At 51.5% G+C, this 14,332-nt stretch carries 11 protein-coding genes; 8 read left to right on the forward strand and 3 right to left on the reverse strand.

All coding sequences use genetic code 11. The features are described 5' to 3' along the window. Nucleotides 1-31: 31 nt before the first annotated feature. The 3 genes from NSS79_RS01730 to NSS79_RS01740 form a co-directional block, all read right to left on the reverse strand. Nucleotides 32-358 (reverse strand): P-II family nitrogen regulator, encoded by a 327-nt coding sequence (locus NSS79_RS01730; protein ID WP_342438050.1) that lies wholly within the window; start codon nucleotides 356-358, stop codon nucleotides 32-34. Between the two features lie 206 nt (nucleotides 359-564). Further along, the gene (locus tag NSS79_RS01735) at nucleotides 565-1,665 is read right to left on the reverse strand and encodes a glycosyltransferase family 4 protein (protein ID WP_342438051.1); all 1,101 of its coding nucleotides are present in this window, start codon (nucleotides 1,663-1,665) and stop codon (nucleotides 565-567) included. A gap of 88 nt (nucleotides 1,666-1,753) precedes the next feature. Then, nucleotides 1,754-2,572, reverse strand: coding sequence for a hypothetical protein (locus tag NSS79_RS01740; protein ID WP_342438052.1), 819 nt, complete (start codon nucleotides 2,570-2,572; stop codon nucleotides 1,754-1,756). Nucleotides 2,573-2,856: 284 nt separating this feature from the next. Between NSS79_RS01740 and NSS79_RS01745 the strand changes: the two genes are divergently transcribed. The 8 genes from NSS79_RS01745 to NSS79_RS01780 all read left to right on the forward strand — a co-directional run bounded on the left by NSS79_RS01745 (nucleotide 2,857) and on the right by NSS79_RS01780 (nucleotide 14,332). Continuing rightward, entirely contained in the window at nucleotides 2,857-6,405 is a 3,549-nt protein-coding gene (locus NSS79_RS01745) for a PAS domain S-box protein (RefSeq protein WP_342438053.1), read from the forward strand. After that, entirely contained in the window at nucleotides 6,402-7,037 is a 636-nt protein-coding gene (locus NSS79_RS01750; protein ID WP_342438054.1) for a C39 family peptidase, read from the forward strand. Before NSS79_RS01745 ends, NSS79_RS01750 begins: the two co-directional genes overlap by 4 nt. Before the next feature lie 113 nt (nucleotides 7,038-7,150). Continuing rightward, nucleotides 7,151-9,109 carry a type I pullulanase gene (gene pulA, locus NSS79_RS01755; protein ID WP_340895310.1) on the forward strand — a complete coding sequence of 653 codons (1,959 nt, stop codon included), beginning with the start codon at nucleotides 7,151-7,153 and terminating at the stop codon, nucleotides 9,107-9,109. A 331-nt stretch (nucleotides 9,110-9,440) separates the two neighbouring features. Next, nucleotides 9,441-9,767 (forward strand): PadR family transcriptional regulator, encoded by a 327-nt coding sequence (locus NSS79_RS01760; RefSeq protein ID WP_342438055.1) that lies wholly within the window; start codon nucleotides 9,441-9,443, stop codon nucleotides 9,765-9,767. Between the two features lie 5 nt (nucleotides 9,768-9,772). Beyond that, nucleotides 9,773-10,543 (forward strand): permease prefix domain 1-containing protein, encoded by a 771-nt coding sequence (locus NSS79_RS01765; protein WP_340895309.1) that lies wholly within the window; start codon nucleotides 9,773-9,775, stop codon nucleotides 10,541-10,543. 494 nt (nucleotides 10,544-11,037) lie between these two features. Beyond that, nucleotides 11,038-12,522, forward strand: a complete 1,485-nt coding sequence (locus NSS79_RS01770) for a glutamate synthase subunit beta (RefSeq protein WP_342438056.1) — start codon at nucleotides 11,038-11,040, stop codon at nucleotides 12,520-12,522. 127 nt (nucleotides 12,523-12,649) lie between these two features. After that, the gene (yfcE, locus tag NSS79_RS01775) at nucleotides 12,650-13,192 is read left to right on the forward strand and encodes a phosphodiesterase (RefSeq protein ID WP_340895304.1); all 543 of its coding nucleotides are present in this window, start codon (nucleotides 12,650-12,652) and stop codon (nucleotides 13,190-13,192) included. 111 nt (nucleotides 13,193-13,303) lie between these two features. Then, entirely contained in the window at nucleotides 13,304-14,332 is a 1,029-nt protein-coding gene (locus NSS79_RS01780) for an agmatine deiminase family protein (protein WP_340895302.1), read from the forward strand.

Raw genomic sequence — 14,332 nt, forward strand, 5'->3', positions numbered from 1 at the left:
TCTATTGACCTATTGATCAAAGGGACAAGGGTTACAGTTGGTTTTTACCGTTGCTGATGGTGAAGGTTTCCAGCACAGGAAGCACGAAGATTTTACCGTCACCGAAGGAGCCGTGCTCACCTGTTCTTGCTGTTCTCATAATAATGCTGATTACATCGTCCTTCTCATCATCATGGATAACAATCATCAGCAGCTTCTTGGAAATTTGATTGTAATAGTTGGTTCCGACCTGAATTCCCTTTTGTTTCCCGCGGCCGAGCAAATCCATCTTGCTGATGGAGGGGAAGCCGGCAAGCATTAATTCAGCCATGACTTCATCCGCTTTCTCAGGTCTAACTATAGCTTTGATCATTAACATAACGATGCACCCTTTCTACAGCCAATAGTGTGTGTTGTAGGGGGTTGCCAATTTCATGATAGCGGTATAAGCAATACATTTCGTTAATGGCAACGCTTACAATATGAGTATAATATTTACTGTAGGCCATATCCTGCGAATAAGATCACTAATTTCTTGTTACACATTGTCACATAGCAGAGGAGCGCCCCTGCGGCAGACCTCTGCTATTGCGGCAAAAGCGAGTGGTACAGCTCCTCCAATTGTGATGTGGTATGCCTCCACTCAAAAGCCCGCAGGGCATCACTCCGTCCTTGCATCCCGATCTTCGCCGCCTTCGCCGGATTGCGTCCGATCATCAGTAAACGTCTGGCAAAGGGGGCGGCCTGACGGTAACGGTCCACCAGGTAGCCGTTGTGGCCTGACGTGATGATCTCACGGATGCCGCCGTTATTCGAAGCAATAACCGGAAGCCCGGAGGCCATGGCCTCCACATTGACCAATCCAAAGGATTCATGCCCTTGGGAAGGGCAGACGAAGCAATCGGCCATCTGATACAGGCTGTGGATATCTTCGTGGGCGATGTTACCAACGAAAGTTACAGATACACCCAGTCTCCGCGCGAGGGTTTTGAGCCGCTGGATATATGGAGGTTTACCCCGGCCGGCTATGATCAGATGGGAGGGCAGGCGTTTATTGAGAATGTGCATGGCCTGCAGCAGTACGGGTACTCCCTTACGGGGGATCACCCGCCCGACGAACAGCACCGTGAACACTTGCGGGAGCCTGTATAACCGCCGGAGACGCTGCCGTTCCGGTTCTTCGGCAGGTATGAACCGGGACAGGTCCGCTCCCAGCGGAATAACACTGAGTTTCTTGTCCAAGCCGGGAAAACGCCGGGAAATTCTTTGCTGCAGGGAGCGGCTGTTGGCAGCGATGCCGTCAGCCTTCGCCAGGCTGCGGGCAATTCGGCGTTCTGCCGGTACGAACGTCAGAGAGTGCAGATACAGCAGTACCGGAGTCAGGGGATGCTGGTGTTTCACGGCGGCCATCAGCAGCGGCCGGTTATCGATCTGAATCATATCGAAGGACGTCTTCTCAAGATATTTAAGTACCGAGGCGAGATAACGGGAAGGACTGCCTGAAGCCAGACGGATAATCCGGACCTGTTCAAGCTCTGCGGAGTCGGGCAGTCCTGGTGACTTGCGGCTTAGTACCGTTACCATATGCCGCCGGGCCAGCCTTCTGGCAATCGCCCAGATGCAGATCTCCACTGAACCGTTCCCCGGTACCGGGAACTGTTCCGGTGCAATAATACAGATATGCATAATATAAGCCTCCTCAAGGCCCGCTGATGGATATTGTCTCTACCTACCATATGCGGACCAAGAGTCGGAAGACACATTCCTTCAGCAATCATGCTGCGATTTGCTTGGCCGCGTCCGCAATCACACCGGCAATCTTTTGCTCAAGCTCAATGATCTTCAGCTTGCTGGCAGCCATTTGACGGTAGCCTGAGACAAGGGATGACAGGGATTGAGCGGTCAAAGCCTGATTTTGCTTGCGGATAGCTGATTTGAAGTCGCTGAAATCCGCCGATATCCGTTTGTTCAAGGAGGCTGCCACGCTTTTCTGGGACTTGATAGAGGCCTGGGGGCTTTCGATCCCCGCCAAGGTTTTACGTGCGGCGGCCATCTTTTTGGCGCGGGTTTCTTTGGCCGCTTTCAGCAGGGCTTCTTTATTGCGGATATCCTCACGGGCGAATTGAACGAGAATTTTCATAGCATCAGCCTGTGTGCGGAGCACATCCTTCAAGACCTTGTCCTTCAGCCCTCTGAGGAGGTTAATCCGGCGGTTGAGCGCGCTGTATTGATCAAAGAGAGGCTGGTAACGTTCTTTGGTGCTGCTTACGGCTGTGGACAGCCGGGTCACGGTGGACTGATCAATTTCCTTAATTTGGTTTCTGACAATGATCAGCGTTTGCGTATTGCTGTCATGCAGCCGGCGGATTTGTGCCTCACGGCTGTCATACTGGGTGATCAGGACGGATAAATCACTGTAATACCCTTTAAGTCGGGTCCTTGTTGGATCATCGGCAGTGGCGGCAGTCAGTTCAAACGAGGCTTGAATCGAAGGGGTCAGCGCCGTTCCTGATGCATTCACCGCACCTGCTGAAGATAATACTGCAAGCAGAAGTGCCAGCATTGCCAGGGAAATCTTCTTGAGCTTGTTCATCTTTTTCCTCCTTATTCTCATCCCTAATTCCGCAACAACAAAAAAGCACCCGCAGTAAAGGCAATAAAGCCTTTATTACGGGTGCTTCCGTCGTAATAGGTCACGAATGAAATATTATCTAAACTATAAGGGAAGGACAAAACCCAGTCAATATTTGTAATTTAAACTTTTTTTCATGGAAACCGGGCTGCGCGTTTATTCCGAACTTCTCTTATCGTATACTGGTTAATAATACAACAGAGAGCTGCATACGAGCCGGCTCATGACGAAGGGGGCCTTGTTTAATGGAATTGGCATATAATAGCGATATTTTGGATCAAGCCTTCATGATGTCTCCGGTAGGAATGGCCGTCCTGGCCTCAGAAAAGGACAAATGGATAAAGGTCAATTCCGCTTTTTGCAACATCCTCGGCTGCAGTGAAACGGAATTTCTAGCCGGAGCTTTATTGAGAAATAAGAGTGCGTCACACCCAGAACAGGAAGACCGGGAAGGGCTCACACTAATGAGTGTATTGGAGGGTTTTTCATACACCTCCGGTGATACCTTAAAGAGTGAACAGAGGTATCATAATTGTGCAGGACATTCTGTATGGGTTTCCCTTACCTTCGTGCGGGCTGATGCAGGACAAGACTCTTCACATATTATTGTATACGCGCAGGATATTACTGACCGGAAAATCGCTGATCAGCTGACAGTAGACAGCCGTGACTTGTACGATTTATTTCTAAAAGACGATCAGAGTATGATTTCGTTCACCTTGCCCGACGGCACACTAAGCTTCATCTCCCCCTCATCTCTTTCGTTAATCGGATTTGCCCCTGAGGAAATGATCGGCAAAAACCGGCTGGAATTTTATCATCCTGATGATATCGAGGGCATGGACAAGTCTGAGGGTCTTCTGAAGAATGACATCTATGTTCGCCGTTTACGCCATAAAGATGGGCATTATTTGTGGTTCGAAAGCTCTTTTCATGTGATCCGGGGAGAAAACAATGAAATCATCCGGATCATGGGTATTGGCCGCAACGTGACGGGCCGCAAACATAATGAGGAGGCTTTGGCCACGGCGCAAAGAGTTGCCAGAATCGGTTCCTGGGTATGGGATTTGACGAAAGGCAAGCTGTCCTTCTCGGAAGAACTGCAGCGGATGCTGAAGCATGGTATTGGAGCTTCCGAGGTCGATTACCGGACATTCCTGGAGCTGGTTCATCCGGATGACATCAACGACATGTTCACAAGGGTGCGCGAGACGCTGGAAAACGGGAAGTCCGGTGAGAGTACCTACCGGCTGGTTCTTGCAGATGGAACTCTGCTTGCGGTGCATATTCAGTGGGATACGGTACTGGGACCGGCCGGCCAGCCTGTTCAGCTTATCGGAATGATGCAGGATATCACTGAACGCCAGCAGATGCAGCAGCAGCTTAGAGAAAATGAGCGGAATTACCGGCTGATGTCGGAAAATTCACTGGATCTGATCTCGCGCCACGCGATAGAAGACAGCATATTCTTATACTGCTCTCCGGCCAGCCGCTCTCTGCTCGGCTATGAGCCGGAGGAGATGGTCGGCACCAGTGCTTTTGATTATCTGCATCCCGACGATTTAATAGTAATGAAAGAAATGATGGCAAAAAGTGAGCAGACCGGCTTCATCCCGGCGGCGGTCTACCGTTACCGGCGCAAGGATGGCAGCTATGTCTGGTTTGAGACGAACAGCAGGTATATTTTAGATGAGCAGGGCGGGATTGTGGAGATTATTGCCGTCGGCCGTGACATAACGGAGCGCAAGCAATTTGAGTCCAAACTTCAAGAGAACGAACAGCGCTATAAGTCGCTGTTTGAATATAATCCGTCAGCCGTATACTCCATGAATCTGCAGGGGGATTACTTAACCTGCAACTCCAATCTGGAGGTGCTGAGCGGATATTCAATGGAGGAGCTGGTAGGCAACTATTTCGGCCCTCTGGTGCATGAGAAGGATAAGGCGAAGACACAGTATCATTTTAATCTGGCTTGCCAGGGAATGCCTCAAAGCTATGATCTGACCCTTATTCATAAAGATGGCCATCTGGTAGAAATCAGTACGACCAACATTCCGATTATTGTCGGGGACAAGGTTGTCGGCGTGTACGGAATTTCCCGTGACATTACGGACCGTATCCGGTATACCGAGCAGATTGAGAAGCTGGGCAATGATTACACACTAATCTTAAATGCAGTCTCCGAAGGCATATTTGGCCTTGATACGGAGGGGAGGGTAACCTTCATCAATCCGGCGGGGGCGCAGATGCTGGACTTCGCCTACGGTGAAATTATGGGACATCCTTATCTGGATCACATACAGCACACAGCGCTGGATGGCCTCCATTACCGGCCGGAGGATTCTCCGCTGATGCAGGCCGTCCGTGCCGGGGAATCCCATCAGAGCAAAGATGCGGTATTGTGGCGCAAAGACGGTTCAAGCTTTCTGGCCGAGTATCAGGTTACTCCGCTGTTTGATAAAGGAGACCGTAAGGGTGCGGTTGTTGTGTTCCGTGACATTACGGATGAGAAGGAGATTATCCGCGCCAAGGAATCGGCAGAGAAAGCGGATCAGGCGAAATCGGAGTTTCTGGCGATTATGAGCCATGAGCTGCGGACGCCGATGAACGGAATTATGGGGATGACGGATCTCCTGTCAGAAACCGAGCTGGATGAAGAGCAGCGCGGATATGCGGAGATTATTAGCCAGAGCAGTACTTCTCTGCTGTATATCCTCAATGAAATTCTGGATCTCAGCAAAATAGAAGCCGGAAAAATGATCCTTGTGCATGAGCCGGTAAGTCTTGAATGGGTCTTGGAAAGCGTAACCGAGCTGTTCTCGCTGAAAGCGAAAGAGAAGAACCTGGAATTGACCTGCCAAGCTGCTTCCGATGTTCCGGAGTTGATCATGGGCGATGCGGCCCGGCTGCGCCAGATATTGGTGAATCTGGTCAGCAACGCAGTGAAATTTACTGAAGAGGGTCATATCTCTATTGAGGTGGGGACGGAATTCTGTCCTAACCAGAATAAGCTGACTCTGAAGTTTAATGTTAGGGATACGGGAATCGGAATTCCGCCGGAGAAACAGTCTCTGCTGTTCCAATCGTTCTCCCAGCTGCACCCGTCCATTAACCGTAAGTATGGCGGAACCGGACTGGGACTTTCCATCTGCAAGCGGCTGGTTGAGCTTATGGGCGGAGCGATTGCAGTGGACAGTGTGGAAGGCGAAGGCTCAAACTTCTACTTTACCTTGCCCTTGGATATTGATCATGATCCTAGTGATTTGAAGGAGGAGACGGTACAGGTGCAGACTCCATCAGTACCGGTGGTGATTAGCCTTGATGATGCCGAGCCCGATGATAATTCCCGGATTGAGGAGGAAGGAAGTGGCCTTCTGCTTACTGGAGGTCTTCCTCAGTTGGAGCCGAAATACGGTCCGCTGCGGATTCTGGTCGCAGAAGATCATCCCGTTAATCAAAAGCTTCTATTGATTATGCTGGAGAAACGCGGATATACTGCGGACCTGGTGGAGAACGGCCAGCAGGCGCTGCAAGCCGTTCTGCAGCAGCCTTATGATCTGGTATTTATGGATGTGCAGATGCCGGAGATGAGCGGGCTTACCGCAGCGGCCAGAATCAGAGAACAGCTCCCCCAGGCCAAGCGGCCCTTTATGGTGGCTGTGACTGCTAATGCCGGACGGGAGGATCGTGAAAGATGCTTGGCTGTAGGTATGGAAGATTTCATCAGCAAACCGTTTCTCACCTCCGACATTGAACGGATACTGCAGCAGCGTCAGGAGAAGACATCCTTATGAGGAGAGCACCGCGGCAGCACAAGCTGCTCGCTGAACCTTATACGCAGTGGGAACCGGGTGTTGCTTCACCCGGCTCAGCCTGCGGTCCGGCGACCATCGCCGCATTAATGGAATATTGGCGCACGCGGAAAGGCCGGACTTTTATTCCCGGAGCAAGTCATTTTGCTTCCAAAGCGGCGCATATTAATCACATATACAGCCATCATGGCGGAACACCTTGGGGAATGAGTGTGGGCAGATTTACCAAAGGCGTCAAAGCTTATATCCGGTCTTCTGCTCCTCTGGAGGCGAAGGAACGCGGACTATTCTCCGTAAGTGTGTTTAATGATATAGACCGGTACAAAGCAGAGATTGATGCGGAGCGGCCGGTGGCGCTCAAATTCGATAAATGGCTCACGTTTCGCTGGCGGGGAAAATACGCCTATGATTATCATTGGGTGCTGGGAATCGGTTATCAGGAGCCTGAGGGCGGAGCAGGCCCTGTACTTATTGTTCATGATAACGGGATGCGGCATAAGCACGGCGGGTTCACCCCCGGCCAGGCACGCCTTATCCCTTATACCGTCAATAAAGATGTTATAACCATGGTGGCTTTGGATATCAAGGAAGCTTCCATAGGGCATCAGCTGTAACCTTCAGGCGGCAGGAAGGGCAGCTTGATGAAATCGTCGAGTACAAACGTTTGCACAAAATCGGTAATTAGGATATAATTCCAATTATTAAAGGGTAAAGGAGACAGATGGCCTTGTCCGTACAAAAGGAATTGAAAGAACCGATTTATTATGGTGATCCGGCGGCTACCGGAGGAATATCCGTGTTCGCCCAGGAATTTGATGAGCTTTTCAGTTATGACGGGGATGACCTTGGCGTGACGTATACGCCTGCTTCCTCGGCCTTTTGCCTGTGGGCACCTACCGCGCAGGAAGCAGCGGTTGTGCTTTATGGCTCATGGCACGAAGCCGCCGGAGATATCTTGCCGATGATCCGTGATGTCAGGGGGACATGGCGTTTGAGCGTGGCCGGGAACTTGGAGGGCAAGTTCTACACCTATCGTGTGCGTATCGGAGAGCAGTGGAATGAAGCGGCCGATCCTTACGCCCGGGCCGTCGGTGTGAATGGAGATCGAGCGGCGATTCTCGATTTGCGCAAGACGGATCCCCAGCGATGGACAGAAGATAAGCCGCCCCTGGCTAACCCTGTGGACGCGGTGATTTACGAGCTTCATCTGCGTGATCTGTCTGTTCATCCGGCTAGCGGCATTGCCCATAAGGGACAATATCTGGGTCTGGCCGAAGAAGGGACGCGCGGACCGGACGGGATTTTTACCGGACTGGATCATATATCCGATCTCGGAGTGACCCATGTGCAGCTGCTCCCTATTTATGATTATTCCACAGAAAGTGTTGATGAGACTAAGCTGGACCAGCCTCATTACAACTGGGGTTATGACCCCAAAAATTTCAATGCTCCGGAAGGCTCCTACGCTACGGATCCGTATGATCCGGCTCTGCGAATCCGCGAGCTGAAGACAATGATCCAGACCCTGCATGACCGCGGACTGCGCGTAATCATGGATGTGGTCTACAATCATGTGTATGACGGCTATCTTGTAAATTTCACCAAGCTTGTTCCCGGCTACTATCTGCGTTATAAGCAGAACGGCAGTCTGTCGAACGGCTCGGGCTGCGGCAATGATGTTGCCTCTGAGCGGATCATGATGACCCGCTTTATTGTGGAGTCGGTGCTGTACTGGGCTCAGGAATATCATATCGACGGTTTCCGCTTTGATCTGATGGGATTGCTCGATATAGAAACCATGCAGGAGGTCCGCCGCCGTCTGGACGAAATTGATCCTTCACTGATGACTATCGGGGAAGGCTGGATCCTGGATACGGAGCTTCCGGCGGAGCGCCTTGCCAGCCAGAACAATGCGGATGCGCTTCCGGGCATCGGACAGTTCAACGACGGGTTCCGCGATGCGGTAAAGGGGAATATTTTCCGCTATGAAGAGCCTGGATTTATCGGCGGCAAGACGGGTCTCGAACAGGCGGTGAAGACGGGGATTACCGGAGGCGTCGTGTACGGTCAATCCATGGGGGCGTTCGCTGATGAGCCGCAGCAGTGTGTGAACTTCGTTGAATGCCACGACAACCATACCCTCTGGGATAAAATTGTAATTTCCACCAAAGGGGAAAGCGATGAGCGGCGCAGAGGGATGCATCGTCTGGCTTCGGCAATGGTAATGACGAGCCAGGGGATTCCGTTTCTTCATGCAGGACAGGAATTTATGCGTACGAAGGACGGGGTGGAGAACAGCTTTAAGTCTCCCGTTGAGATCAACCGCATGGACTGGGAACGCGCAGCGGCGCATGTGGAGGATATTACTTATATGAAGCAGTTGATTGCGCTAAGGCAAGCCCACCCGGCATTTCGCCTGCGCAGCGCGGAGGAAATTCGCGCACAGCTGATGTTTGAGAAGGCGCCTGCCGGGGCAATAGCCTATACACTCCGGGATCACGCCGGAGGCGATCCGGCGCTGCACTTATACGTGCTTTATAATTCAAATACAGCCGAAGTGTCATTGGATGTGCCGCAGCTTGGCGAGTGGAGCATCCTGTTCGGCGAGGATCTGGTCTCGAAGCTTGCCGGGGGCAAGCTGACCGCCAAGGGTATTGGAATGGTTGTATTGGCCGTCCAGCAATAAGTGCCAGCTGCACTGTATATAATAGTTTGATAAAAATGGATGCCACTCGGTTGAGAGTGGCATCCATTTTTTTGCGTCGATCCATATCGTCCCAATTCGGCGACTCCGTGGGCGTTATCTGCCCGTTAGGGAAGAACGCAGGTGGCAATCTGGAGAGATAACGCCGTTAGCGTCCGCAAACCGTAATAAACGGACCGCAGTCACCCAATAAGGACACTGGAGTCCGACGGCCTATTTTTTCCCAAAACTACTTTATCTGTCGTAGTAATTATGCTACAATGCTATTACTACGACAGATGAAGTAATGAGGGATAAGTTAGGAGGATGAATTGTGATCAGCAGTGATGTCATACGGGGATATAACGATACGCTCATCCTCTATATGCTTCTGGACGGAGAGTCCTATGGCTATGAGATTTCCAAGAACATCCGGAAGCTGTCGGAGGAGAAGTACATCATGAAGGAGACTACGCTGTACTCCGCATTCGCCCGGCTTGAGAAGAATGGGTACATCGATTCCTTTTTTATGGATGAGACCTTTGGGAAACGACGCACCTATTACCGTATAACTCCGCAAGGTCTGGCTTATTATCTGGAAAAATGCGAGGAATGGAAAGTTACGCAAGAGGTCGTCAACAAATTCATAAAGGAGCTGTGATCAGGATGGATACCATTAGGGGCTATTTGAACAACATGTTTACTTCCCTGCCCAGGACAGAGCAAACATATAAGCTGAAGCAGGATCTGCTGGCTAGTATGGAGGAGAAATATTACGAACTGAAGAAGGAAGGCAAATCAGAGAATGAGGCGGTCGGCATTGTCATCTCCGAGTTCGGCAACATCGATGAGCTGATTGACGAGCTTGGGATTACAGTGGGGGGAGAGGATACGCTGCTTCCTGTACTTGCTCCGGAGGATACATGGGGGTATCTGGCTGCCAAGAAGACTAGCGGTTTTATGGTGGGGATTGGTGTAATGCTGTGCATCATCGGCCCGGCACTGCTAATTCTGCTTGTTACCCTGGCGGAATTTGGTTTTCTCCGCGGGGTGATTTCGGAAGACACTGCCGGAATTATTGGCGTGATCGTGCTGCTGCTGCTGGTGGCGCTGGCGGTTGGGCTATTCATATTCAGCGACACAAAGCTGGAGCGATACAAATATCTGCAAAAGGGTTTTAATCTGCCCTATTTTTTGCGGACCGAGATCGAGCAGCGCAGCCGTGCATTTGCCCCTACCTATACCCTGTCTCTGACTCTGGGTGTATCCCTGTGTGTACTCTCTCCGGTTCCTGTCCTTGCCTGGTCTGCAATCAATGAGGATGCCAGCGGATACGGGGTCACTATTCTGCTTGCGCTCATTGCGCTGCCTGTCTTCCTGTTCATCTACTATGGGAGTATCAAGGAAAGCTTTGGCTTTCTGCTCAAGGAGAAGTAGTACACTGAGGCTCCTGAAGAGAAAGAGGAAAAACACTTCAAGAGCTCTATCGCATCCATCTTTTGGCCGCTGGTTACCGGCTGTTTTCTGATCAGCGGATTTATTTTTGAGCGCTGGGATATCAACTGGGTGATCTTCCCGGTTACAGCGATTTTGCTGGAAGAATTAAATGCTGTGTATAAAATGATTAAGGTGAAATATCGCTTTCAGCCAGCTCTGCCCATTCTCCGGAATTTTATCTAAAAAAGTGACATTGCTCATTTAGGGTATAGTGGAACAATGATAATATTAAGGCATTTCAATCCACGACAGTACCTGGCAGGACCTGTGAAGGAGGGGGAACTTGGCCTCCTCGCAGTTTTTTGCTTTGCTGCTTTACAGTGACAAATGATCAGTCGGTGACAGAGAGTAACTGCCTTTTTGGAGCCGAATGGGCAACATGCCGCCCTTGAAGTTTTCGGCGGTCAATCAGAGAGACTCGGAGGATGACAGGAATGGGTAAAGCAACCGGATTTTTGGAATATCAGCGGCAGACTCCTGCGGAGTGTGAGCCTTTAGAACGGATTAAGAACTGGAATGAATTTTCGGTGCCCCTGGAAGAGGAGAAGCTGCGGGAGCAGGGAGCGCGCTGCATGGATTGCGGAACACCGTTCTGCCATGTAGGACGGCTGCTGTCCGGGATGGCCTCCGGCTGTCCGCTTCATAATCTCATTCCGGAATGGAATGACATGGTCTACCGCGGCAATTGGGAAGTTGCGCTGAAACGGCTGCACAAGACCAATAACTTTCCTGAATTTACAGGACGCGTGTGTCCGGCTCCTTGTGAAGGTGCCTGTACCGTGGGCCTTCATGGTAATCCCGTAACGATTAAATCCATTGAAAAGTCGATTGTAGATAGAGGATTCACCGAGGGCTGGATTGTTCCCGAGCCGCCTTTGACCCGTACGGGCAAAAAAGTAGCCGTAGTCGGCTCCGGACCGGCCGGCCTTGCCTGTGCCGCACAGCTTAACAAAGCAGGCCATAGTGTAACCGTATATGAACGGGCTGACCGGATCGGAGGTCTGCTAACCTACGGCATTCCGAACATGAAGCTGGATAAAAAAACCGTGCAGCGGCGGGTGGATTTGCTGGCGGCGGAAGGCATTACCTTTGTAACCCGGACCGAAATCGGCAGAGACATTACTGCTTCGCAGCTCAAGGAAGATAATGATGCTGTCGTGCTCTGCAGCGGCTCGACACAAGCCCGCGATCTTCCGCTGGAAGGCCGCGAGCTTCGGGGAATCCATCAGGCGATGGAATTTCTGACGCTGAGTACGAAAAGTCTGCTTGACTCTGATTTGGCTGACGGTGAATATTTGTCTGCGGCCGGCAAGGATGTAGTTGTGATTGGGGGCGGAGACACCGGCACCGACTGTGTAGCTACCTCGATCCGGCACGGCTGCCGCAGTGTCATCCAACTGGAAATTATGCCACAGTCTCCATTGACCCGCCAATCCAACAATCCTTGGCCGGAATGGCCAAAAGTACTCAAAGTGGACTACGGCCAGCAGGAAGCCGCTGCTTTGTATAAGGAAGATCCGCGCCGTTACCTCGTTTCCACGAAACGTTTTGTTGGTGATGACGGCGGACATGTGCAGGAGCTGCACACGGTGCGCATCGAATGGACGCGCAATGAGCAGGGCCGGATGGTTCCGGTAGAAGTTCCGGGCAGCGAAGAGGTAATTAAGGCACAGCTGGTGCTGCTGGCGCTGGGTTTCACCGGTCCGGAAGAAACGGTGCTGAATGAGCTTGGGATAGAACGTGATGAACGCTCCAACGCCAAAGCGGAATTCGGTGCGCAGGCGACTAACGTCGAGGGTGTATTTGCCGCAGGAGACATCCGCCGCGGCCAGAGTCTTGTGGTCTGGGCAATTAATGAGGGACGCCAGGCTGCACGCGAAGTCGACCGCTTCCTGATGGGAGCCTCCAATTTGCCTTAAGTATATCTTGGATAGGTGCTTCATGTGGACGTCCCGGCGGGGCGTCCGCTTTGCGTTCCGGGGCCAAGGAAAGTTAAGATAAAAGATAAGCTATTTAAACGGGTTAAACAGAAAGGGAGATTATACGATGAAGCTGATGTTTATTTCCGATATTCATGGGTCGTTATTTTGGCTGGAGCAGGCTTTGGCAAAAGTAGAGGAGGAGCAGCCGCATACGCTAGTGATTCTGGGGGACTTCTTATATCACGGTCCGAGAAATCCACTGCCGGACGGTTATAATCCCCAGGGAGTCGCAGCGAAGCTTAACGCGTACGGGAAATCTCTGGTGGCTGTTAGAGGTAACTGCGATGCCGAGGTGGATCAGATGCTGCTGGAGTTCCCGATGATGGGGGATTATGTATTGATTCTCCACGAAGGCCGGAAAATCTATGCCACTCACGGGCATGGCTTCAGCATTGACCATTTGCCTGCACTTGCTGAAGGAGATGTATTTATCCAAGGACATACCCATCTGCCGGTAGCCGATATAAAAGAAGGCATCTATGTGCTGAATCCAGGCTCAATCTCGCTGCCAAAAAAGAATAACCCGAATTCCTACGGAATTCTTGAGAACGGGGAGTTCACGGTTAAAGATTTTACGGGCAACGTCGTTAAGCATCTCAAACTGTAGGGTGACCTTATTCTGCGCGGCATTGAGCGTAATGACGGTTTATTGTATGATGGGTAAGGAGCTTTCAGGGATCTTCCCGCTTCAAATATAAACAGCAGAGGTAAACAACAAATGTATCCTAAAGATATGAACTATACAATGCCGGCGGAATGGGGCAAGCATGAGCGGACCTTCATCTCCTGGCCGGTTCAGGCGTCCATGGTTTTTCCGGACAACCATAAATCCGTTTGTGACGGCTATGCCGAAATCATCCGTGCCATTGCTGAGTTCGAGCCGGTTACCGTAGTTGTCAATCCGGACGATCTGGGGATGGTAGAGGAACTGGAACTCGGGGCGAATGTAACGCTGCTGCCGATCCGGCATAATGACGCCTGGCTGCGTGATAACGGGCCGACGTTTGTTCTAGGTGAAGACGGCGTGCTCGCCGGTGTGAACTGGAAATTTAACGCCTGGGGCGGCAAATATTCGCCGTGGGATCTGGATGATGAGGTGGCTCCGCAAATTCTGGAGCAGCTGAAGATGAAACGTTTTGACGCACCGCTGGTAATGGAAGGCGGCTCTATCCATACCGATGGTGAAGGCACACTGATCACCACGGAGGAATGTCTGCTGAACACGAACCGCAATCCGGAGCTGGGCCGGGCAGACATTGAAGAATATGTACGGAAATATACCGGCACCGAGTCGATCATCTGGCTGAAGCGCGGCCTCAGCGGTGACGAGACTGACGGCCATGTAGATAATATTGCCTGCTTCGCCGCTCCGGGCAAAGTCATCATTCAGGTCTGCGGCGACCCGCAGGATGAGAACTTCGGCATCACTCAGGAGAATCTCCGTATTCTGGAGAATGCGGTGGATGCCAAAGGCCGGAAGCTGGAGATTATCCAGATTCAGCAGCCGCCCCGTGTGGACTATGAGGACAGCCGCCTGACGCTTAGCTATTTGAATTTCTATTTCGTCAACGGCGGCATTATACTGCCGATATTCGGCGGGACGGCTTCCGAGACAGATAAGCTGGCGGAGCAGAGTCTGGCTGCCTTATTCCCGGACCGCAGAATCCGTACGGTAAACGGTATGGCGGTCATCGGCGAAGGCGGAAACGTGCACTGCACGACCCAACAGATGCCTGCTGCAAAGTAA

It is taken from the genome of Paenibacillus sp. FSL L8-0436 (assembly GCF_038593025.1).
Classification (GTDB): Bacteria; Bacillota; Bacilli; order Paenibacillales; family Paenibacillaceae; genus Paenibacillus_AQ.

What these genes read in the sequence shown, in the direction of transcription:
- NSS79_RS01730 (WP_342438050.1), bottom strand. Translation starts at nt 358, where the DNA reads ATGTTAATGATCAAAGCTATAGTTAGACCTGAGAAAGCGGATGAAGTC.
- NSS79_RS01735 (WP_342438051.1), bottom strand. Translation starts at nt 1,665, where the DNA reads ATGCATATCTGTATTATTGCACCGGAACAGTTCCCGGTACCGGGGAAC.
- NSS79_RS01740 (WP_342438052.1), bottom strand. Translation starts at nt 2,572, where the DNA reads ATGAACAAGCTCAAGAAGATTTCCCTGGCAATGCTGGCACTTCTGCTT.
- NSS79_RS01745 (WP_342438053.1), top strand. Translation starts at nt 2,857, where the DNA reads ATGGAATTGGCATATAATAGCGATATTTTGGATCAAGCCTTCATGATG.
- NSS79_RS01750 (WP_342438054.1), top strand. Translation starts at nt 6,402, where the DNA reads ATGAGGAGAGCACCGCGGCAGCACAAGCTGCTCGCTGAACCTTATACG.
- NSS79_RS01765 (WP_340895309.1), top strand. Translation starts at nt 9,773, where the DNA reads ATGGATACCATTAGGGGCTATTTGAACAACATGTTTACTTCCCTGCCC.
- NSS79_RS01770 (WP_342438056.1), top strand. Translation starts at nt 11,038, where the DNA reads ATGGGTAAAGCAACCGGATTTTTGGAATATCAGCGGCAGACTCCTGCG.
- yfcE (WP_340895304.1), top strand. Translation starts at nt 12,650, where the DNA reads ATGAAGCTGATGTTTATTTCCGATATTCATGGGTCGTTATTTTGGCTG.
- NSS79_RS01780 (WP_340895302.1), top strand. Translation starts at nt 13,304, where the DNA reads ATGTATCCTAAAGATATGAACTATACAATGCCGGCGGAATGGGGCAAG.